20 protein-coding genes are annotated in these 20486 nt (G+C 37.3%); 19 read left to right on the top strand and 1 reads right to left on the bottom strand.

Annotated features, from left to right (window positions below):
- Positions 1-265: 265 nt before the first annotated feature.
- The 16 genes from IGL37_RS07430 to IGL37_RS07355 all read left to right on the top strand — a co-directional run bounded on the left by IGL37_RS07430 (position 266) and on the right by IGL37_RS07355 (position 16397).
- Positions 266-1582 (top strand): DEAD/DEAH box helicase, encoded by a 1317-nt coding sequence (locus IGL37_RS07430; protein WP_002388986.1) that lies wholly within the window; start codon positions 266-268, stop codon positions 1580-1582.
- Positions 1572-2258: a ComF family protein gene (locus tag IGL37_RS07425; RefSeq protein ID WP_033917919.1), complete on the top strand. Its 687-nt coding sequence runs from the start codon at positions 1572-1574 to the stop codon at positions 2256-2258. The genes IGL37_RS07430 and IGL37_RS07425 overlap by 11 nt, the downstream gene beginning before the upstream one ends.
- 138 nt (positions 2259-2396) lie before the next feature.
- Positions 2397-2948: a ribosome hibernation-promoting factor, HPF/YfiA family gene (gene hpf, locus IGL37_RS07420; RefSeq protein WP_002357293.1), complete on the top strand. Its 552-nt coding sequence runs from the start codon at positions 2397-2399 to the stop codon at positions 2946-2948.
- A 255-nt stretch (positions 2949-3203) separates the two neighbouring features.
- Positions 3204-5741, top strand: coding sequence for a preprotein translocase subunit SecA (secA, locus tag IGL37_RS07415; RefSeq protein WP_002381826.1), 2538 nt, complete (start codon positions 3204-3206; stop codon positions 5739-5741).
- 76 nt (positions 5742-5817) lie between these two features.
- Positions 5818-6919, top strand: a protein-coding gene (prfB, locus tag IGL37_RS07410) for a peptide chain release factor 2 (protein WP_111997025.1) whose coding sequence is annotated in 2 segments (ribosomal slippage) — positions 5818-5889 and positions 5891-6919 — 1101 coding nt in all. Because the reading frame shifts where the segments join, the coding sequence is not laid out codon by codon here.
- 105 nt (positions 6920-7024) lie between these two features.
- Entirely contained in the window at positions 7025-7711 is a 687-nt protein-coding gene (gene ftsE, locus IGL37_RS07405) for a cell division ATP-binding protein FtsE (protein WP_002361935.1), read from the top strand.
- Positions 7704-8588 carry a permease-like cell division protein FtsX gene (gene ftsX, locus IGL37_RS07400; protein WP_002360154.1) on the top strand — a complete coding sequence of 295 codons (885 nt, stop codon included), beginning with the start codon at positions 7704-7706 and terminating at the stop codon, positions 8586-8588. Before ftsE ends, ftsX begins: the two co-directional genes overlap by 8 nt.
- A gap of 175 nt (positions 8589-8763) precedes the next feature.
- Positions 8764-9618, top strand: coding sequence for a phosphate ABC transporter substrate-binding protein PstS (locus IGL37_RS07395; protein WP_002357298.1), 855 nt, complete (start codon positions 8764-8766; stop codon positions 9616-9618).
- A 122-nt stretch (positions 9619-9740) separates the two neighbouring features.
- A complete protein-coding gene (pstC, locus tag IGL37_RS07390; protein WP_002357299.1) occupies positions 9741-10661 on the top strand; it encodes a phosphate ABC transporter permease subunit PstC in 921 nt (306 codons plus the stop codon).
- Positions 10661-11545 carry a phosphate ABC transporter permease PstA gene (gene pstA, locus IGL37_RS07385; RefSeq protein ID WP_002357300.1) on the top strand — a complete coding sequence of 295 codons (885 nt, stop codon included), beginning with the start codon at positions 10661-10663 and terminating at the stop codon, positions 11543-11545. The genes pstC and pstA overlap by 1 nt, the downstream gene beginning before the upstream one ends.
- Positions 11546-11561: 16 nt before the next feature.
- A complete protein-coding gene (gene pstB / locus IGL37_RS07380) occupies positions 11562-12371 on the top strand; it encodes a phosphate ABC transporter ATP-binding protein PstB (protein WP_002357302.1) in 810 nt (269 codons plus the stop codon).
- Positions 12372-12381: 10 nt separating this feature from the next.
- On the top strand, positions 12382-13140 hold the full coding sequence (gene pstB, locus IGL37_RS07375) for a phosphate ABC transporter ATP-binding protein PstB (RefSeq protein ID WP_002357303.1): 759 nt from the start codon (positions 12382-12384) through the stop codon (positions 13138-13140).
- Positions 13141-13154: 14 nt separating this feature from the next.
- Positions 13155-13832, top strand: a complete 678-nt coding sequence (phoU, locus tag IGL37_RS07370) for a phosphate signaling complex protein PhoU (protein ID WP_002357304.1) — start codon at positions 13155-13157, stop codon at positions 13830-13832.
- 209 nt (positions 13833-14041) lie between these two features.
- Positions 14042-15643, top strand: a complete 1602-nt coding sequence (gene liaX, locus IGL37_RS07365; protein WP_002360155.1) for a daptomycin-sensing surface protein LiaX — start codon at positions 14042-14044, stop codon at positions 15641-15643.
- A gap of 74 nt (positions 15644-15717) precedes the next feature.
- A complete protein-coding gene (locus tag IGL37_RS07360; RefSeq protein ID WP_002357306.1) occupies positions 15718-16041 on the top strand; it encodes a PspC domain-containing protein in 324 nt (107 codons plus the stop codon).
- Positions 16041-16397, top strand: a complete 357-nt coding sequence (locus IGL37_RS07355) for a phage holin family protein (RefSeq protein WP_002357307.1) — start codon at positions 16041-16043, stop codon at positions 16395-16397. Before IGL37_RS07360 ends, IGL37_RS07355 begins: the two co-directional genes overlap by 1 nt.
- A gap of 35 nt (positions 16398-16432) precedes the next feature.
- Here IGL37_RS07355 and IGL37_RS07350 read toward each other — a convergent pair whose 3' ends face one another.
- A complete protein-coding gene (locus IGL37_RS07350; RefSeq protein ID WP_002365747.1) occupies positions 16433-17395 on the bottom strand; it encodes a GIY-YIG nuclease family protein in 963 nt (320 codons plus the stop codon).
- Between the two features lie 209 nt (positions 17396-17604).
- Between IGL37_RS07350 and hprK the strand changes: the two genes are divergently transcribed.
- The 3 genes from hprK to IGL37_RS07335 all read left to right on the top strand — a co-directional run bounded on the left by hprK (position 17605) and on the right by IGL37_RS07335 (position 20482).
- A complete protein-coding gene (hprK, locus tag IGL37_RS07345) occupies positions 17605-18540 on the top strand; it encodes an HPr(Ser) kinase/phosphatase (RefSeq protein ID WP_002357309.1) in 936 nt (311 codons plus the stop codon).
- Positions 18541-18557: 17 nt separating this feature from the next.
- Positions 18558-19391: a prolipoprotein diacylglyceryl transferase gene (gene lgt / locus IGL37_RS07340; RefSeq protein ID WP_002381830.1), complete on the top strand. Its 834-nt coding sequence runs from the start codon at positions 18558-18560 to the stop codon at positions 19389-19391.
- A gap of 68 nt (positions 19392-19459) precedes the next feature.
- The gene (locus IGL37_RS07335; RefSeq protein WP_002357312.1) at positions 19460-20482 is read left to right on the top strand and encodes an NAD(P)H-dependent glycerol-3-phosphate dehydrogenase; all 1023 of its coding nucleotides are present in this window, start codon (positions 19460-19462) and stop codon (positions 20480-20482) included.
- Positions 20483-20486 lie beyond the last annotated feature (4 nt).

Raw genomic sequence — 20486 nt, 5'->3', positions numbered from 1 at the left:
GCTTGCTCCTCTCTAGTCTTTTCAAATTAAAGCTTGAATTACTAGATATACTTTAACATTAATTTTTCTTTAAAGGTAGATAAATTTGTTATAAAAAATCTGCATATAGGTAAGTCGAAAGTGGAAGATTCGTGTAAACAATAAAGCGTATCAAGAGTTTGTTTAGTAGGTAACGACTAGATAAGAATAGAAAGATAACGGTGGGAGATTTCCTTTTTCGCAAAAAAGCTAGAGAAATGCGTATTTTATAAATGAGGTGGTTAACATGGAAGATTTGCATGGACGTAAAATAATTATTGAAGAAACAGAACGTTCAATACAGACAAAACTGGTTTATTTACCAACAATGTTAGAGCGTTCACCCCTAACAATTCAATGTCAGCGGTGCGGGGAAGTCGTATCCAAAAAAGAAAACAGACTGGCGACAAATGTATACTACTGTCATGCATGCATTCAATTAGGCCGTGTGACTTCTTGTCAAAAATTTTGTCATTTACCAGAAAGGCCCAATAGCCCAAGAACTGTCTTTTTTGAGTGGTCTGGACAATTAACAAAGGGACAGCAAGCGATCTCGGTTGAACTTTGTGAGACGGTAAAAATAAGGGAGAATCGCTTAGTGTGGGCAGTTACAGGTGCAGGCAAAACAGAAATGTTATTTGCTGTTTTGCACCAAACCTTACAAGAAGGGGGGCGGATTGCGCTGGCTTCGCCGCGTGTCGATGTTTGCTTAGAACTGTTTCCCAGAATCCAAGCGGTTTTTCCTCATGAAGCAATTGCTTTACTTCATGGAAACAGTCAAGAACCGTATCGTTATACGAAACTAGTGATTTGCACCACCCATCAATTATTGAAATTCCATCAAGCATTTGATTTACTTATCGTTGATGAAGTCGACTCTTTTCCTTTTGTTAATAACGAGCATCTTTATTATGGAGTGCGTAACGCACGAAAAAAAAGAAGTAGCTTGGTGTACTTAACAGCAACGCCTACGAAAGAATTGCGGAAGCTTTTACAGCAAAAGAAGTTAGCAGCCAGTATTTTGCCAGCAAGATATCACCGTAGGCCATTACCTGTGCCACGCCGATTTTGGGTTCAGTCGTGGCAACGTATTTCTAGCAAAAATATTAAAATCATTGCACATCATTTGAAACGTTTATTGGTGCGTAATTCAGTTTTACTATTTTGCCCAAGCATTTCATTAATTCACCAATTGCATGCATTAATAGCTGAGCGATTTTCCGACAAAGAAGTTGTCGCCGTTTATGGTAGTGATGAGCTTCGCCTGGAAAAAGTTCAAGCAATGCGTCAGCAGAAAACGGATATTTTGATCACTACAACCATTTTAGAACGTGGTGTGACTTTTGATGCAGTCTCAGTTATTGTTTATGGTGCCAATCATCGAGTCTTCACTTCTTCAACACTTGTCCAAATTGCGGGCCGAGTCGATCGAAGACAAGAATTCAATTACGGCGAAGTTTTATTTTTACATGATGGGGAAACAAGAGACATGAAAGAGGCAATTCGGCAAATAAAGCAAATGAATCGCTTGGCTAGCAAACGAGGGATGTTAGATGGATTGTAAAAATTGCGCAAGCCCCATTCGTTTGGAGATAACATTAAAAATGCTCTTACGTTTTAAAAAATGGGCGAGGCCTTCACTTTGCCAGCACTGCCAAGCAAAGTTCCAGAAACTGCCAATGACAGGCACTTGTTTTGGTTGTAGTCGCGTCAGCCAAGAGCATTATTGTTTTGATTGTCAAAGGTGGCAGCTGCTTTATCCAGAGTATTCTTTTCATAATGCAGCGTTGTTTCATTATGATGAAGGAATGCAAGAGTGGATGGAACGCTATAAATTTCAAGGAGACTATCGCTTAAGAATGTGTTTTAACGAGGAAATCAACTTTTACTTTCAGCAACAATCTGCGGACTATATTATTCCGGTGCCCTTATCCGAAAAGCGAATGCAAGAACGAGGCTTCAACCAAGTAATTGGCTTACTAGAAGCGGCTGATGTTCCGTACAGCCCTTTTTTAATTAGAAAAGAGGAAAATGTTCCGCAATCTAAGAAAACTAGAAAGGAAAGGATGCAGTTGCAACAACCATTTGCCATCCAAAAAGAAAACCAAAAAAAATTAAAAAATTGTTCTATTATTTTGGTGGATGACATCTATACCACTGGACGAACTCTTTTCCACGCAGCTGCTGTTATCAATGACTGTTATCCTAAAAGTTTGAATACGTTTACTCTCGCGCGGTAAAAAGAAAAGAATTCATAAATTTGATGACTATTTTGTTGGCAAAACCCAGATTATTCGATATAATGAAATTAAGAAGAAGGGAATTAAAGAGTGGTCCTTTAATCTTTTCTTTACTGGTAGATGAAAGGGGTAATTGTTATGTTTAGATATAATGTACGTGGAGAAAATATCGAGGTAACCGAAGCGATTCGAGACTATGTTGAGAAAAAAGTCGGTAAATTAGAAAGATATTTCAGCGATTCACCTGAAGCAACGGTTCACGTGAATTTGAAAGTGTACACTGAAAAAACAGCCAAAGTCGAGGTTACTATTCCTCTTCCTTATCTAGTTTTACGAGCTGAAGAAACGTCACCTGATTTATACGCAAGTATTGATTTGGTTGTCGATAAATTAGAACGACAAATTCGTAAATTTAAAACAAAAATCAACAGAAAATCTCGTGAAACAGGACGTAACAATACAAAAGCCGCTGTCTTCTTAGTTGGTGAAGAAACAGAAGAAACACCTTCAGAATTAGACATCGTTCGTACAAAACGTCTATCATTAAAACCGATGGACAGTGAAGAAGCTGTTTTACAAATGAACATGTTAGGACACAACTTCTTCATTTTTGAAGATGCTGAAACAAATGGAACAAGCATTGTTTACCGTCGTAAAGATGGCAAATATGGCTTGATTGAAACAGACTAAAGCTTAAAATAAGAGCTGAAATGCCTTCGTGCATTTCAGCTCTTTAAACATCTTTAAAGCACGGAGTAAAGAAAAAATAAAGAAATACATAAAATAACTTTAAAAGTTCCTCTTTTAAAGGAAAATGTCTGTAAAATAGAGAGAAATGGTTTTCTTTCTCGTCAAGTAATGATAAAATAAAACGGATAGATTGTGCTTCTTGTACAAAAAGGATACAAAAATAAAAAGAGGTAATTGAAAGGAACACAGATACCAATGGCAAATTTTTTGAAAAAAATGATTGAAAACGATAAAAAAGAATTAAGACGATTAGAAAAAATCGCCGATAAAATTGATGCACATGCAAGTGCAATGGAACAACTAAGCGATGAACAATTACGTGAAAAAACAGATGAATTTAAAGCCCGTTATCAAAAAGGGGAAACCTTAGACGAACTATTACCAGAAGCGTTTGCGGTTGTCCGTGAAGCTGCTAAACGAGTACTAGGTTTATTCCCATACCGTGTCCAATTAATGGGTGGGATTGTGCTTCATGACGGGAACATCCCTGAAATGAGAACAGGTGAAGGGAAAACCTTGACTGCCACAATGCCTGTATACTTGAATGCACTATCTGGCGAAGGAGTACACGTTGTTACAGTTAATGAATACTTAGCAACCCGTGACTCTAACGAAATGGGAGAATTATATAATTTCTTAGGCTTAAGCGTTGGCTTAAACATTAACTCTAAATCTTCTGATGAAAAACGTGAAGCGTATAACTGTGATATCACTTATAGTACAAATAACGAATTAGGATTTGACTATTTGCGTGATAACATGGTTGTTTATCGCAGCCAAATGGTTCAACGTCCATTAAACTATGCAATTGTCGATGAAGTGGATTCAATCTTAATTGATGAAGCAAGAACCCCATTAATTATTTCTGGACAAGCTGAAAAATCGACAGCACTCTATACGCGTGCCGATAATTTTGTCAAACGCTTAAAAGAAGACGAAGATTACAAAATTGATATTCAGTCTAAAACAATTGGTTTAACAGAAGCAGGTATTGAAAAAGCTGAACAAACTTTCGGATTGGATAACCTTTACGATATTGAAAATACAGCATTAACGCACCATTTAGATCAAGCGTTACGGGCAAACTATATCATGTTATTAGACATTGATTACGTGGTTCAAGACAATAAAGTCTTAATTGTTGACCAATTTACTGGTCGTATCATGGATGGTCGTCGTTATTCTGATGGCTTGCATCAAGCGATTGAAGCAAAAGAAGGCGTCGAAATTGAAGATGAAACAAAAACAATGGCGACGATTACGTTCCAAAACTACTTCCGGATGTACAAAAAACTAGCCGGGATGACTGGTACTGCTAAAACAGAAGAAGAAGAATTCCGTGAAATTTACAATATTCAAGTCATTCAAATTCCAACCAATCGTCCAATTATCCGTGACGATCGTCCAGATTTACTTTATCCAACCTTAGAAAGTAAATTTAATGCAGTGGTGGAAGATATTAAAGAACGTTACCACAAAGGACAACCAGTGTTGGTGGGGACTGTTGCGGTAGAAACGTCAGAATTACTTTCTGATAAATTAAACGCAGCTAAAATTCCTCATGAAGTATTAAATGCGAAAAATCACTTTAAAGAAGCCGAAATCATTATGAATGCCGGTCAAAAAGGCGCAGTTACAATTGCAACAAATATGGCTGGTCGTGGAACGGATATTAAACTTGGTTTAGGTGTACTTGAACTAGGTGGTCTAGCGGTTATCGGGACAGAACGTCATGAGTCACGTCGTATTGATAATCAGTTGCGTGGACGTGCAGGACGTCAAGGGGATCCAGGGGTTTCACAATTTTATTTATCTTTAGAAGATGACTTAATGAAACGCTTTGGTTCAGAACGAATTAAAACATTCTTAGAACGAATGAATGTGCAAGAAGAAGATGCAGTTATTCAAAGTAAAATGTTTACTCGCCAAGTAGAGTCTGCTCAAAAACGTGTGGAAGGAAATAACTATGACACACGTAAAAATGTCTTACAATACGATGACGTGATGCGCGAGCAACGTGAAGTTATTTATGCGCAACGACAAGAAGTAATTATGGAAGAAAATGACTTGTCTGATGTATTGATGGGCATGGTAAAACGGACGATTGGCCGAGTGGTGGATAGCCATACACAATTAGAAAAAGAAGAATGGAATTTAGATGGGATTGTCGATTTTGCAGCCTCAACACTTGTCCATGAAGATACGATTTCTAAAAAAGATTTAGAAAATAAATCAGCTGAAGAAATCAAAGACTACTTAGTGGCACGTGCGCAAGAAGTATTTGAAGAAAAATCTCAACAATTGAATGGCCAAGAACAATTGCTAGAATTTGAAAAAGTAGTCATCTTGCGTGTTGTCGATACTAAATGGACAGATCACATTGATGCAATGGATCAATTACGCCAATCTGTCGGCTTACGTGCGTACGGTCAAAACAACCCATTAGTAGAATATCAAACAGAAGGTTATTCTATGTATAACAATATGGTGGGTTCAATCGAATATGAAGTAACACGTTTATTCATGAAATCGGAAATTCGCCAAAATGTCCAACGTGAGCAAGTAGCTCAAGGACAAGCGGAACATCCAGAAACAGAACAAGATGCAGCTGCACAAAGCAACACAAGTGCGAAGCGTCAACCTGTGCGTGTAGATAAAAAAGTGGGCCGTAATGATTTATGCCCATGCGGAAGTGGCAAAAAATTCAAAAATTGTCATGGAAGAAACGCTTAATTAAAGAAAAAACGCAGGGTGGGGCAATTTGTCCCGCCTTTGCTCTTTTTACAATAAAGAGAAAGAAGGAATCATTTTGGAAAACCCAGAAATTCGTACATTATTAGACGAAATGACACAAAAAATTACTAGCTTCAGGAGGTCTCTTTGACTTAGACCAGTTAGAAGAAGACATTGCCGAGGCGGAAAATCGGATGGGAGAACCTGGTTTTTGGGACAACACAGAAACGGCTCAAAAGCTAATTAACGAAACCAATAGTTTGAAAGAAAAATATCAACAATTTCATCAGCTCTCTGAGGAACTTGACGAATTAACGGTGATGTTTGAATTACAACAAGAAGAATATGATGCAGAGATTCAAGAAGAATTGGAAGAAAGAATTCATCTCTTGCAAGAACGTTTAACAACGTATGAGCTATCCTTACTACTAAATGAGCCATATGATCATAATAACGCCCTAATTGAATTACACCCTGGTGCCGGTGGTACTGAATCACAAGATTGGGGAAGTATGCTTTTACGAATGTACACACGTTGGGCAGAAAGTCACGGTTTCCAAGTTGAAACGTTGGATTACCAAGCTGGAGATGAAGCAGGGATTAAAAGTGTCACCTTATTAATCAAAGGTTACAATGCTTATGGTTACCTAAAATCTGAAAAAGGTGTCCATCGTCTTGTGCGGATTTCGCCCTTTGATTCCGCCAAACGCCGTCATACTTCGTTTTGTTCAGTTGATGTAATGCCTGAATTAGACGATACAATAGAGATTGCGATCAATCCAGATGACTTAAAAATTGATACCTATCGAGCAAGTGGTGCTGGTGGTCAGCATATTAATAAAACAGAATCGGCTGTTCGAATTACACATATTCCAACAGGCACCGTTGTCGCAAGCCAAGCACAACGTTCTCAATTAAAAAACCGTGAGCAAGCAATGAGTATGTTAAAAGCCAAATTATATCAATTGGAAATGGAAAAGAAAGCTCAAGAAGCAGCAAGTTTACGTGGTGAACAAATGGAAATTGGTTGGGGCTCACAAATCCGTTCTTACGTGTTCCATCCGTATTCAATGGTCAAAGACCATCGGACAAATTACGAAACCGGCAATGTACAAGCTGTGATGGATGGAGACCTTGATGGTTTCATTGATGCCTACTTAAAACAGCGCTTAAGTTAAGCTCTTCATTAAATTGAAATAAAAATGTAACTTAATGCAAGAAGTTTGCAATATTGACATGTTATAATGAGTAGGATTGAAGAAAAAAGAGATGGAGAGAACGCCATGATTGAAATGAAAGATGTAATGAAGAAATATTCGAATGGTACAACAGCGATTCGAAATATTTCAGTAGAGATTGACCAAGGCGAGTTCGTCTATGTGGTTGGTCCCTCAGGTGCAGGGAAATCAACCTTTATTAGATTAATGTATCGTGAAGAAAAAGCAACAAAAGGTAATTTGACAGTTGCAGGTCATGATTTAATGAAAATAAAAAATAAAGAAGTTCCTTATTTACGTCGTGAAATCGGCATCGTTTTCCAAGACTATAAACTATTACCAAAGAAAACTGTGTATGAGAACGTGGCCTATGCGATGCAAGTTATCGGACGGCGTCCTCGCGAAATCAAAAAACGCGTGATGGAAGTTTTAGATTTAGTCGGTCTAAAACATAAGGTACGTGTTTTTCCAAGCGAACTTTCTGGTGGGGAACAGCAACGGGTATCCATTGCACGAGCAATCGTAAATACACCGAAAGTTTTAATTGCCGATGAACCAACTGGGAACTTAGATCCAGAGAATTCATGGGAAATCATGAAATTGTTGGACCGGATTAACGCACAAGGAACAACAGTCGTGATGGCAACGCATAATAGTACAATTGTAAATACGATTCGTCACCGTGTTATTGCCATTGAAAATGGTCGCATTATCCGTGACCAAGTGGAAGGAGAATACGGCTACGATGATTAGAACATTCTTTTCTCATTTATTTGAAAGTATCAAAAGTTTAAAACGGAACGGTTGGATGACTGTTGCCTCAGCAAGTGCGGTTACAATTACATTAGTTTTAGTTGGTATTTTTATGGGCGTTATTTTTAATGCAACGAAACTTGCTGATGATGTCGAAAAAAACGTGACAGTGTCAGTTTTTGTCGATATTGGTACAAAACAAAATGAAATGAAAACATTAGAAAAACAACTTAAAGGATTAGACAATGTTGAAGATATTTCTTATTCAAACAAAGATCAACAATTGAAAAAAATCCAAGAACAAATGGGGGATGCCTGGAATCTTTTCGAAGGCGACAGTAACCCATTATACGACGTGTATTATGTCCGTGCAAAAACACCAGAAGACACGAAAGATATTGCGAAACAAGCAGCTAAATTCCCAAGTGTTTTTAAAGCCGATTACGGTGGTGTAAACTCAGACAAAATCTTTAAAATCGCTCAAACCGTTCGAACTTGGGGCTTAGCAGCTGCTGCATTACTTTTATTCGTTGCAGTGTTCTTAATTTCCAACACCATTCGGATTACGATTTTATCTCGTCAAAAAGAAATCCAAATTATGCGTCTTGTAGGAGCGAAAAACAGTTTCATTCGTTGGCCGTTCTTCTTAGAAGGTGCTTGGATTGGGTTGATTGGCGCAATCGTGCCAGTCATCATTATGACGTTAGGCTACCATCAAGTTTATAACATGTTTAACCCGCAGTTATTGCGTTCGAATTATTCATTAATTCGTCCAGAAGATTTTATCTGGAAAGTTAATCTATTAATGATTGCAACAGGAATGATTATTGGATCACTAGGTTCAGTTATTTCAATGCGTCGTTTCTTGAAAATTTAAACGAAAAAAAGCTCTCCATTTTGGAGAGCTTTTTTTGTTTTAGTTTTAAAATACTTGTTATTTAATTTAAGAGTTTTCTCAGTTGTACCAACAAATTGATAACTTATAATTTTCAAGTCCTACATATAATGGTAAAATAGAATAGATTGAAATTAATTGGAGGAATAATGAATCGATGAAAAAAAGATTGCTATTATTTATTGGTTTGGCAAGTATACTTACTTTGACAGGATGTGCAAAATGGATTGATCGTGGTGAATCCATCACAGCGGTAGGCTCATCAGCTTTACAACCATTAGTAGAGACAGCGAGTGAGGAATATCAAAGTCAAAATCCGGGAAGATTTATTAATGTCCAAGGGGGCGGAAGCGGAACAGGTCTGAGTCAAGTCCAATCTGGTGCGGTAGACATTGGTAATTCTGATTTATTTGCAGAAGAGAAAAAGGGCATCAAAGCGGAAGACTTAATTGATCATAAAGTTGCTGTTGTTGGGATTACACCAATCGTTAACAAAAATGTCGGTGTCAAAGATATCTCAATGGAAAATTTAAAGAAAATCTTTTTAGGTGAAGTAACAAACTGGAAAGAACTTGGCGGGAAAGATCAAAAAATTGTTATTTTGAACAGAGCGGCCGGTAGTGGTACGCGTGCGACTTTTGAAAAGTGGGTCTTGGGAGATAAAACAGCCATTCGTGCGCAAGAACAAGATTCCAGCGGCATGGTTCGTTCCATTGTTTCTGATACACCAGGAGCGATTAGTTATACCGCATTTTCATATGTTACTGATGAAGTAGCTACGTTAAGTATTGATGGTGTTCAGCCAACAGATGAAAATGTAATGAACAATAAATGGATTATTTGGTCTTATGAACACATGTACACTCGTAAAAATCCAAGTGATTTAACCAAAGAGTTTTTAGACTTTATGTTGTCAGATGATATCCAAGAACGTGTGATTGGTCAATTAGGGTATATTCCTGTTTCAAAAATGGAAATTGAACGGGATTGGCAAGGAAATGTCATTAAATAATTCTCTTAACACAAAATTTACAAACTTAACATAAAATTTACATGTTATTAAAAACAAATTGATGTAAAAAAGGTACACTATTTTTATCTGTAAAAGTTGGATTGTTTGAGGAGGAAATATTCTTGGAAGATGTACAGAAAAAATTATTAACAAAATCGAAAAGAGCCAAGATGGAGCAACGAGGGAAATTTATTAGTTTCCTATGTATTGCCTTAATTGTAGCAGTGGTTGTTTCAATTTTCTATTTTGTTGCAAGTAAAGGACTTGCTACATTCTTTAAAGATAAGATTAACGTGTTTGATTTCTTATTTGGAACAAACTGGAACCCAAGTGATATCGGTGCAGACGGTAAACCCATGGTTGGGGCTTTACCGATGATTGCGGGTTCCTTTATTGTAACGTTTTTGTCAGCGATTGTTGCGACACCATTTGCGATTGGAGCGGCTGTTTTTATGACAGAAATTTCACCTAAAAAAGGAGCAAAATTTTTACAACCAGTTATTGAATTACTTGTAGGGATTCCCTCTGTTGTTTATGGATTTATTGGTTTATCTGTCATTGTTCCTTTTGTCCGTTCAATCTTTGGCGGAACTGGCTTCGGTATTTTAGCTGGTACGTTTGTGCTATTTGTCATGATTTTACCAACGGTTACTACGATGACCGTAGATGCATTAAAAGCTGTGCCTCGACATTATCGTGAAGCGTCGTTGGCGCTTGGTGCTACGCGTTGGCAAACGATTTATAAAGTTGTCTTGCGGGCAGCTGTGCCTGGTATTTTAACTGCGGTTGTCTTTGGTATGGCTCGTGCGTTTGGTGAAGCCTTAGCAATCCAAATGGTAATCGGAAATGCAGCTGTGATGCCAACTAGTTTGACAACACCAGCTTCGACACTAACAAGTATTTTGACAATGGGGATTGGGAATACAATTATGGGAACAGTTGAAAACAACGTTCTTTGGTCTTTAGCCTTGATTCTATTGTTGATGTCTTTACTATTCAACATTGTTATCCGAATTATCGGTAAGAGAGGAGCCTTAAAATAATGAATGCAAAAAAAGCAGATAAAATCGCAACAGGTATCTTATATGCCGTATCTGGCGTCATTGTTTTAATTTTGGCGGCCTTACTGATTTACATTTTAGCTAGAGGAATTCCACATATTTCGTGGGAATTTTTAACACAACCATCCAGAGCTTATCAAGTTGGTGGTGGGATTGGTATTCAGCTTTTTAACTCACTATATTTACTATTGATTACAATGATTATTAGTATTCCAATTTCATTGGGTGCTGGAATTTACTTATCGGAATATGCGAAAAAGAATTGGTTAACTGATTTAATTCGTACCTCAATTGAAATTTTAAGTTCATTGCCTTCCGTTGTTGTCGGGCTGTTCGGCTTCTTGATTTTCGTTGTACAAATCGGATATGGCTTTTCAATCTTATCAGGTGCGTTAGCATTAACATTTTTTAACTTACCATTATTGACTAGAAATGTTGAGGAATCTTTGAAAGCCATTCATTATACACAGCGTGAAGCGGGGTTAGCCTTAGGTCTTTCACGTTGGGAAACAGTTAAAAAAGTTATTTTGCCAGAAGCGTTACCAGGAATTTTGACAGGTGTTATTTTGAGTTCTGGTCGGATTTTCGGTGAAGCCGCTGCGTTAATTTATACAGCAGGACAAAGCGCACCTGCCTTAGATTTCAGTAATTGGAATCCGTTGAGCGTTTCAAGTCCGATTAGTATTTTCCGTCAAGCGGAAACGTTGGCTGTGCATATTTGGAAAATTAATACCGAAGGAACGATGCCAGATGGCGCTGCGGTCTCAGCAGGTGCCTCCGCTGTGTTAATTTTAGTAGTTTTACTTTTCAATTTCGGCGCTCGTTTTATCGGCAACCGTCTTTATAAGAGAATGACATCAGCTTAATGTTAGGGGAATTAGCATGAAAGAATACAATTTAAATGATACCCATTTACTTCAACTAGATAGCCAAAAAGACCCGATTGCGTTACACACGGAAGACTTACATGTCTTTTACGGGGACAATGAGGCTATCAAAGGTGTTGATTTACAATTTGAAAAGAACAAAATAACCGCCTTAATTGGACCTTCTGGTTGCGGTAAATCCACGTATTTACGTTCGCTAAATCGTATGAACGATGGCATTGCCAATTCACGTGTTACTGGAAAAATCATGTATAAAGATGTCGATGTCAATACGAAAGAAGTTGACGTCTACGAAATGAGAAAACGCATTGGCATGGTTTTTCAGCGGCCCAATCCATTTAGTAAATCTATCTATGAAAATATCACATTCGCATTGAAACAGCATGGTGAAAAGGATAAGAAAAAATTAGATGAAATCGTTGAAACAAGTTTGAAGCAAGCCGCACTTTGGGATCAAGTGAAAGATAACTTAAACAAAAGCGCCTTAGCTCTGTCTGGTGGGCAACAACAACGTTTGTGTATCGCTCGGGCAATTGCGATGAAACCAGATATTTTATTGTTAGATGAACCGGCAAGCGCGTTAGATCCGATTTCAACAGGAACGGTTGAAGAAACGTTAGTGAATTTAAAAGATGATTACACGATCATCATTGTGACACATAACATGCAACAAGCGGCGCGGATTAGTGACTATACAGCTTTCTTCTATATGGGTAAAGTCATTGAATACGACCATACAAGAAAAATCTTTACACGACCAAAAATTCAAGCAACGGAAGACTACGTTTCAGGACATTTTGGTTAGGAGGAGCAAGATGGGCAAAGAAATTATTTCATCAAAAGATTTACATTTATATTACGGGAAAAAAGAAGCATTGAAAGGCATTGATTTAACTTTTAATCAAGGAGAATTAACTGCCATGATTGGTCCTTCTGGTTGCGGGAAGTCAACGTATTTACGTTGCTTGAATCGTATGAATGATTTAATCCCAGACGTAACTATTACTGGAAGTGTCGTCTATAAAGGAAAAGATATTTATGGACCGAAAACAGATAACGTTGAATTACGTAAAGAAATTGGCATGGTTTTCCAACAACCTAATCCATTTCCGTTTTCAGTTTATGAAAATGTGATTTATGGCTTGCGCCTAAAAGGAGTCAAAGACAAGCAAGTCTTAGATGAAGCAGTTGAAACCAGTTTGAAAGCAGCTGCCGTTTGGGAGGATGTCAAAGATAAACTTCACAAAAGTGCACTTTCACTTTCTGGTGGACAACAACAGCGGGTTTGTATCGCTCGTGTTTTAGCTGTGGAACCAGATATTATTTTATTAGATGAACCAACTAGCGCCTTGGACCCAGTTTCTAGTGGTAAAATTGAAAACATGCTGTTAACATTAAAAGAGAAATATACCATGATTATGGTGACACATAATATGTCGCAAGCATCACGGATCTCTGATAAAACGGCCTTCTTTTTACAAGGTGATTTAATTGAATTTAATGACACGAAAAAAGTATTTTTAAATCCAAAAGAAAAACAAACAGAAGATTACATTTCTGGTAAATTTGGTTAAAAGGGGGAAAAAGAATGTTACGGACACAATTTGAAGAAGAACTATTAAATCTGCACAATCAATTTTATGAAATGGGTATGATGGTTAGTAGTGCCGTCCATAAATCCGTGAAGGCATATATTAATCATGATAAAAAATTGGCTCAAGAAGTGATTGATCGCGATATTGAAATTAATGATATGGAAGTCAAACTTGAGAAAAAGAGTTTTGAAATGATTGCGTTACAACAACCAGTGACAACAGACTTACGTATGATTATTACTGTTATGAAAGCTAGTTCGGATTTAGAAAGAATGGCGGACCATGCCGTTTCAATTGCTAAATCAACGATTCGCTTAAAAGGAGAAACACGTATTCCTGAAATCGAAAAAGAAATTTCAGATATGTCTGATTATGTGAAAAAAATGGTGGATAATGTTTTAATCGCCTATGTTAAAACGGATCAAAAAGATGCACGAATGATTGCACAAATGGATGATCGTACTAATGAATATTTCGATAGTATTTACAAACATGCCGTAGAAGCAATGAAAGCTAATCCAGAAACGGTCATTAGCGGAACTGATTATCTACATGTGGCACAATACTTGGAAAGAATTGGCGACTATGTCACAAATATTTGTGAGTGGATTGTTTACTTGGCAACTGGTAAAATTACCGAATTGAATAGTAATCGTGACGAACAATTTTAAGAAAAACAAATAAAAAAAACTAGGAGACGGCCTTTTTTAGACCAATTCCTAGTTTTTTTAGCGTAAAATGAACTGATTTTATAAAACTAGTCCTTACTAATGAGAAGAAATCGTTCTTAAGTCCTATGACAAATGATCAAAAACAAGGCATAATAATGCATGTAAGGAAAACACTATTGAGTGAAAAATTTGCTAAGGAGGCAATATCCATGAAAGAAAGAGAACGCGTATTAGAATTAGTGAAAAAAGGTATTCTAACGTCAGAAGAAGCGTTAATTTTATTAGAAAATATGGCAACTGAAAAAGATGAAAAACAAATCGAAAAAGCTGCTGAAAAAGTTGATACACAAAATATTGGAACAACAAATAAAGAAGATCAAGTCGCAGATTTAATGGATGCATTAGAAAAAGGCGAATCAGAAGGACCTACTGTTGATTCGTTTGAAGAAAATACACAGGACAGTGCAGAAAAAGATCGTGAAAACTTAGAAAGAATTCTTGATGAGTTAGCAACAAAAGCCAATCGCGCTTCGGCTGAATTGGACGAAGTCAACGCAGAAATTGCCGGCATCAAAGAAGAAATTAAAGAAGTCGCAGAAGAAATTGGAACATTAGATACAAAAGAAGAATTAGATGCATTAACAGAAGATGAACAAGTTCAACGAAAAGACTTGCACGTTTTACTTGCACAATTAGAAGAAAAATTAGCGACTCAAAGTACTGAAAAAACAGCACTGGAAGAAGAACTAAAAAACATTCGCAAAGAACAATGGAAAGGTCAATGGAATGATACAAAAGAAAAAGTTTCTTCTCAATTCTCTGAAGAGTGGAAAGATCAAGCCACAGACACCTTTAACCAAGTCGGCGGCAAAGTTGCCGAAGTTGGCGGTCAAGTGGGAGAATTCTTGAAAAAAACATTTAATTCTTTCAGTGATACCATGAATGATAATGTGGAATGGAAAGACATTAAAATGAAAGTTCCTGGTGTGGCAACAACTAAGTTTGAACATGAGTTTAACTATCCAAATCCACAAGCAAGTTTAATTGATGTCAAGGTAGCAAATGGTACCGTGGTTTTCAAAACTTGGGATCAAGAAGATGTGAAAGTCGAAGCAAAAATCAAATTATATGGTAAAATGGCAGGAGATTCACCAATGGAAGCTTTCTTAGAACGAAGTGACATTGATGTGGATGATGAAACAATTTCTTTCCAAGTGCCAAACAAACGAGTGAAAGCAGATTTAACGTTCTATTTACCAAAACGCACTTACGATCATGTATCTGTTAAATTATTAAACGGAAATGTCTTAGTAGAAGAGTTAACAGCGAAAGATGTTTACACAAAATCAACGAATGGGACGATTACGTTTAAAAAAATTGATGCAACTATGTTAGAAATTGAAGGCGTGAATGGTGAAATTAAAGTCCTAGAAGGAACGATTTTAGATAACATTATTGAAACAGTCAATGGTGATGTGTCTATTTCCGCGGCACCAGAAAGTCTAAGTGTTTCTCTGATTAATGGAGATATCCGCATTACAGCTAAAGAAAAAACGCTTCGCCGTGTTGAAGCAAGCTCTGCAAATGGGAATATCAAATTGGCCTTGCCAAATGACTTAGGTGTTGAAGGGCAAGTGAAAACTAATTTAGGTAGTATTAACAGCCGTTTAACAGATATTGAAGTTGTTCGTGAAAAGAAAGATCGCGGCAATCAACAATTACATTTTAGACGTGTACTGGAAGAATCAATGGCTCAAATTAATGCTTCTACAACAACGGGAAGTATTTTCCTAAAAGATACGGATAAATAATTAATAATTTTAAGCTAGATGGGCTGACGAATCAGCCTTTCTAGTGTAAAATTTAGTAGACGAGGTGAAAACATATGAAAAGAAAACTAACAAAATCTCCGAATAACGTGGTTTTAACAGGAAGCTTAGCTGGGATTGCTGATTGGCTAGGAATTGACCCAACAATTATTCGTGTCGTTTATGTCTTGCTCAGCTTTTTCTCAGCAGGATTTCCAGGCATTCTCTTATACATTGCCTTAGCAGTCTTGATCCCTTCTGGAAGAACAGGAAGCGATCGCGGCTACGGCCATCAAAATCCTTATAATAGAAATGTTCGCAATGAAAATCCTTATGCTGCCAATAAAAAGCAACGTAAAGAAGCGGAAAAAATTGATGATGACGAATGGAGTGACTTTTAATGACATATTTTCAGCGATTGGTTGTTAATACACTGACATTCATTTCTTTATCAGTTGTTTTTCCTGGCATGATTCATGTGAGAGGCATAATGCCTGCAATTATTGCCGCCTTTGTTCTCTCAATCCTAAATATGTTGGTGAAACCAGTCTTAACAATCTTGTCGCTCCCATTTACTTTATTAACGTTTGGTCTATTTAGCTTTGTTGTCAATGCAGCGATTTTACAAATGACCTCGTTTTTTGTGGGGGAAATGAACTTTGGCTTCTCAAGTTTTTGGGCAGCGGTGCTAATGGCTGTAATTATGTCAATTGTCAATACGATCGTTACGGATCACAATTTATCGAAATATGAATAAAAAAAGCCTGAAGAGCGCAGCATAAAATGCGTTCTTCAGGCTTTTTCGATGGTTAAATTTTCTAGGTGACATTCTGGATGGCGGCTGATATAGCCATATAAAATGTTTAAAAAATCAACTTGTTGCTTCGAGTAATGCTCAATTGTTTTCGGTGGTTTTTTGGGCATGATTTTTTTTGCTAGTTCAAGCGGTGAATATTTTTGAAACGTTTGTTTAGTTACAACACGTGTTGCTACCACCAAGCCTTGGTAAATTAAATAGTATTTGATTTTTTTCTGACAAGGTAACCACATCAGTTGCCAATCTCGTTGGTTAGCTTGACTAATTCGTTGATTTTGGTTTGCAAAGCGCGTCAGAAAGAGCCAATCTTCCTTGAGTTTTGCCGCTTTTTCGAAGGCTTGTTTTTCAGCAGCCTCTTGCATTTGTTGAGCAATTCGTTTGATTGGTTCTCGTCCTTGATTATGGAAAAAGTCGAACAATTCTTGTTGAAATAGTTCGGTCGGAATGGCACTCTCTTTTTGAAAGGTTTGATGCCAATAGTTGGTTGGGACGAGATCGTAGATACTATCCAAAATTATTTTTAAACGGTTTAATTTTCGGCGAATCGAATAAGGACCAAAACAGTTCTCTTTAGTGGGAATATTTAAGAGTTTAATCTCTAATTGCCGCTCATTAACGGCTACCGATACATAAGAATATTGTTCATAAGCATTCATTTGGCGATTGTAGCGCGGCCGATACTGTTGAATCAGTTGACATTCTAGGAGGAGTGCATCCAATTCTGTGTCAGTATGGAGAACATCGAAGTCTATAATTTGTTTGACTAAACGCATCGTCTTTCGAGAATGTTGATTACTATTAATAAAATAGCTCGACACGCGATTTTTTAATTTTTTGGCTTTACCCACATAAATAATTGTGTCGGTTGCGTCTTTCATTAAATAAACACCAGGCGTTAACGGTAATTGATGGGCTTTTTCCTTTAAATATTCTTTCATAAGTTTCCTCTTTTCTTAAAAGGATCGGCTTCAAGTATACAAAGTTTTCTGAAATAGTCAAGTGACAGAAATAGCATAGATAATTTCAAAGAAAAATAGTTTCATTTTTTTGAAATATGATAATTCTAGGAATTATCTAGTGAATAGCTAGAAACTTGTATTTTTAAATGATAAAATATAACAAGTAGCAGAAAGGACTGACATTCGATATGACAGAAGTGGTAAAGATTTATCAACTGGTAGAAAATCTTTCTTTAGAAGTAGTATACGGAGATGAAGAAAGCTTAAATAGAACAATTAAAACTGGTGAAATTTCCCGGCCAGGCTTAGAATTAACTGGGTATTTTAATTATTATTCCCATGATCGTTTACAATTATTTGGGAGCAAAGAAATTACCTTTGCGGAACGAATGATGCCTGAAGAGCGTTTATTAGTGATGCGCCGTTTATGTGCGAAAGATACTCCAGCCTTTATAGTATCCAGAGGACTAGAAATCCCCGAAGAATTGATTACAGCAGCAAAAGAAAATGGGGTTTCTGTATTACGTTCACCGATTTCAACTTCCCGTTTACTAGGGGAACTATCCAGTTATTTAGATGGCCGTTTAGCTGTTCGGACAAGTGTCCATGGGGTTTTAGTTGATGTTTATGGACTTGGTGTTTTGATTCAAGGAGATAGCGGTATTGGTAAAAGTGAAACAGCTTTAGAGCTTATTAAACGTGGACATCGGCTAATCGCAGACGATCGTGTCGATGTTTATCAGCAAGATGAATTAACCGTGGTTGGAGAGCCGCCAAAAATTTTGCAGCATTTAATTGAAATTCGTGGTATTGGAATTATTGACGTCATGAACCTGTTTGGAGCTAGTGCGGTCCGTGGCTTTATGCAAGTTCAACTGGTCGTTTATTTAGAGGCATGGGAAAAAGACAAGAAATATGATCGTCTTGGTAGTGATGATGCAATGGTTGAAATAGCTAACGTTGATGTCCCTCAGATTCGTATTCCTGTTAAGACCGGCCGAAATGTGGCCATTATCATTGAAGTAGCAGCAATGAACTTCCGCGCGAAAACAATGGGCTATGATGCAACAAAAACGTTCGAAGAGCGCTTAACCCGTTTGATTGAAGAAAATTCAGGAGAATAGAAGGAGAAGATGTGATGATGTTAGCTCAAGTAAATTCAATTGCATTTCGCCTTTTCGGTATTCCCGTCTATTGGTATGCAATTATTATTGTTTCAGGGATTGCTTTAGCTGTTTGGCTAAGTAGTCGTGAAGCCGTTCGTGTTGGTTTAAAAGAAGATGATGTCTTTGACTTTATGCTCTGGGGATTACCTGCAGCAATTGTTGGCGCGCGCTTGTATTACGTCGCTTTTCAATGGCAAGATTATGTAGATAATCCGATTGAAATTTTCTTTACTCGAAATGGTGGCTTAGCGATTTATGGTGGTCTTATTGGTGGGGGACTGGCGCTGTTTTTCTTTACGCGTCATCGTTTCATTTCTACATGGACTTTTTTAGATATTGCCGCACCAAGTGTGATTTTAGCGCAAGCAATTGGTCGCTGGGGCAACTTTATGAATCATGAAGCCTATGGGCCAGCGACCACCAGACAATTTTTAGAAAATCTCCATTTACCAACGTTTATCATTGATAACATGAATATCAACGGAACGTATCATCAACCAACATTTTTATATGAATCTGTCTGGAATGTTTTAGGCTTTATCGTTTTAGTGTTATTACGCAAAAAGCCACACTTTTTAAAAGAAGGCGAAGTCTTTTTAGGTTATATAATATGGTATTCTTTCGGCCGTTTCTTCATCGAAGGCTTACGGATGGACAGTTTGTATGCGTTTAGTAACATTCGTGTCTCACAATTGTTGTCTTTAGTGATGTTCGTGGCAGCAATTGTTATTGTGATCGTTCGTAGAAGAAATCCCAATTTGAAATTTTACAATCGGGAGAAACAAAAGAAAAAAATAACAACTTCTTAATCCAACTTGATCGAAGAATATGGTAAACTAAAGAAGTAACGTTGTTTAGCGAAAGGAGAGTTTCACCGATGAAACAAAAAGTCGCTGTTTTAGGTCCAGGTTCCTGGGGGACAGCTTTAGCTCAAGTATTAGCCGAAAATGGACACGAGGTCTGTATTTGGGGAAATAAACCAGAGCAAATCGATGAAATAAATACAAAACACACCAACAAACATTATTTACCAGAATTAATCTTACCTACTTCAATTCAGGCAACCACTGATTTAGCCACTGCTTTAGTAGATGTGGATGCGGTACTGTTTGTGGTACCAACTAAAGCCATTCGTTCAGTAGCACAAGAAGTGGCCCAACATTTAAAAACAAAACCAATTATTATTCATGCAAGTAAAGGGCTCGAGCAAGGTACACATAAGCGGATTTCAGAAGTGATAGCAGAAGAGATTCCAGCAGAAAAACGGCAAGGGATTGTGGTTTTATCTGGTCCAAGCCATGCAGAAGAAGTCGCTGTTCATGACATCACAACCATTACAGCAGCAAGCGAAAATTTAGCAGACGCTGTGTATGTGCAAGAGTTGTTTATGAATGATTACTTTAGAATTTATACGAACGATGATGTGATTGGTGTAGAAACAGGGGCGGCCTTAAAAAATATTATTGCTTTGGGCGCCGGAGCGATTCATGGCTTAGGCTTTGGTGATAATGCCAAAGCGGCAATTATGACTCGTGGTTTAGCAGAAATTAGTCGTTTAGGGGTTGCGATGGGAGCAAACCCATTAACATTTATTGGTTTAAGTGGTGTTGGGGATTTAATTGTTACTTGTACAAGTGTCCATTCTCGAAATTGGCGTGCGGGTAATTTATTAGGAAAAGGCCATAAGTTAGATGAAGTCTTAGAAAACATGGGTATGATTGTGGAAGGTGTTTCAACAACTAAAGCAGCCTATGAATTGGCACAACAACTAGAAGTTGAAATGCCAATCACAGAAACAATCTACAATGTCTTATACAATGACGAAGATGTGCAACAAGCAGCAAAAGAAATCATGTTGCGCGATGGCAAAACCGAAAACGAATTTACACTTGATTTTTAGGAGG

This window comes from Enterococcus sp. AZ119 (assembly GCF_050546175.1).
Lineage (GTDB): Bacteria > Bacillota > Bacilli > Lactobacillales > Enterococcaceae > Enterococcus > Enterococcus faecalis.
This window is presented reverse-complemented; position numbering and strand designations above follow the sequence as displayed.

Coding starts and splice junctions, on each gene's coding strand:
- pstA (WP_002357300.1), top strand. CDS start 10,661: ATGAATGCAAAAAAAGCAGATAAAATCGCAACAGGTATCTTATATGCC.
- phoU (WP_002357304.1), top strand. CDS start 13,155: ATGTTACGGACACAATTTGAAGAAGAACTATTAAATCTGCACAATCAA.
- IGL37_RS07425 (WP_033917919.1), top strand. CDS start 1,572: ATGGATTGTAAAAATTGCGCAAGCCCCATTCGTTTGGAGATAACATTA.
- pstB (WP_002357303.1), top strand. CDS start 12,382: ATGGGCAAAGAAATTATTTCATCAAAAGATTTACATTTATATTACGGG.
- liaX (WP_002360155.1), top strand. CDS start 14,042: ATGAAAGAAAGAGAACGCGTATTAGAATTAGTGAAAAAAGGTATTCTA.
- IGL37_RS07430 (WP_002388986.1), top strand. CDS start 266: ATGGAAGATTTGCATGGACGTAAAATAATTATTGAAGAAACAGAACGT.
- secA (WP_002381826.1), top strand. CDS start 3,204: ATGGCAAATTTTTTGAAAAAAATGATTGAAAACGATAAAAAAGAATTA.
- IGL37_RS07355 (WP_002357307.1), top strand. CDS start 16,041: ATGACATATTTTCAGCGATTGGTTGTTAATACACTGACATTCATTTCT.
- hpf (WP_002357293.1), top strand. CDS start 2,397: ATGTTTAGATATAATGTACGTGGAGAAAATATCGAGGTAACCGAAGCG.
- IGL37_RS07395 (WP_002357298.1), top strand. CDS start 8,764: ATGAAAAAAAGATTGCTATTATTTATTGGTTTGGCAAGTATACTTACT.
- IGL37_RS07360 (WP_002357306.1), top strand. CDS start 15,718: ATGAAAAGAAAACTAACAAAATCTCCGAATAACGTGGTTTTAACAGGA.
- lgt (WP_002381830.1), top strand. CDS start 18,558: ATGTTAGCTCAAGTAAATTCAATTGCATTTCGCCTTTTCGGTATTCCC.
- hprK (WP_002357309.1), top strand. CDS start 17,605: ATGACAGAAGTGGTAAAGATTTATCAACTGGTAGAAAATCTTTCTTTA.
- IGL37_RS07350 (WP_002365747.1), bottom strand. CDS start 17,395: ATGAAAGAATATTTAAAGGAAAAAGCCCATCAATTACCGTTAACGCCT.
- pstB (WP_002357302.1), top strand. CDS start 11,562: ATGAAAGAATACAATTTAAATGATACCCATTTACTTCAACTAGATAGC.
- ftsX (WP_002360154.1), top strand. CDS start 7,704: ATGATTAGAACATTCTTTTCTCATTTATTTGAAAGTATCAAAAGTTTA.
- IGL37_RS07335 (WP_002357312.1), top strand. CDS start 19,460: ATGAAACAAAAAGTCGCTGTTTTAGGTCCAGGTTCCTGGGGGACAGCT.
- ftsE (WP_002361935.1), top strand. CDS start 7,025: ATGATTGAAATGAAAGATGTAATGAAGAAATATTCGAATGGTACAACA.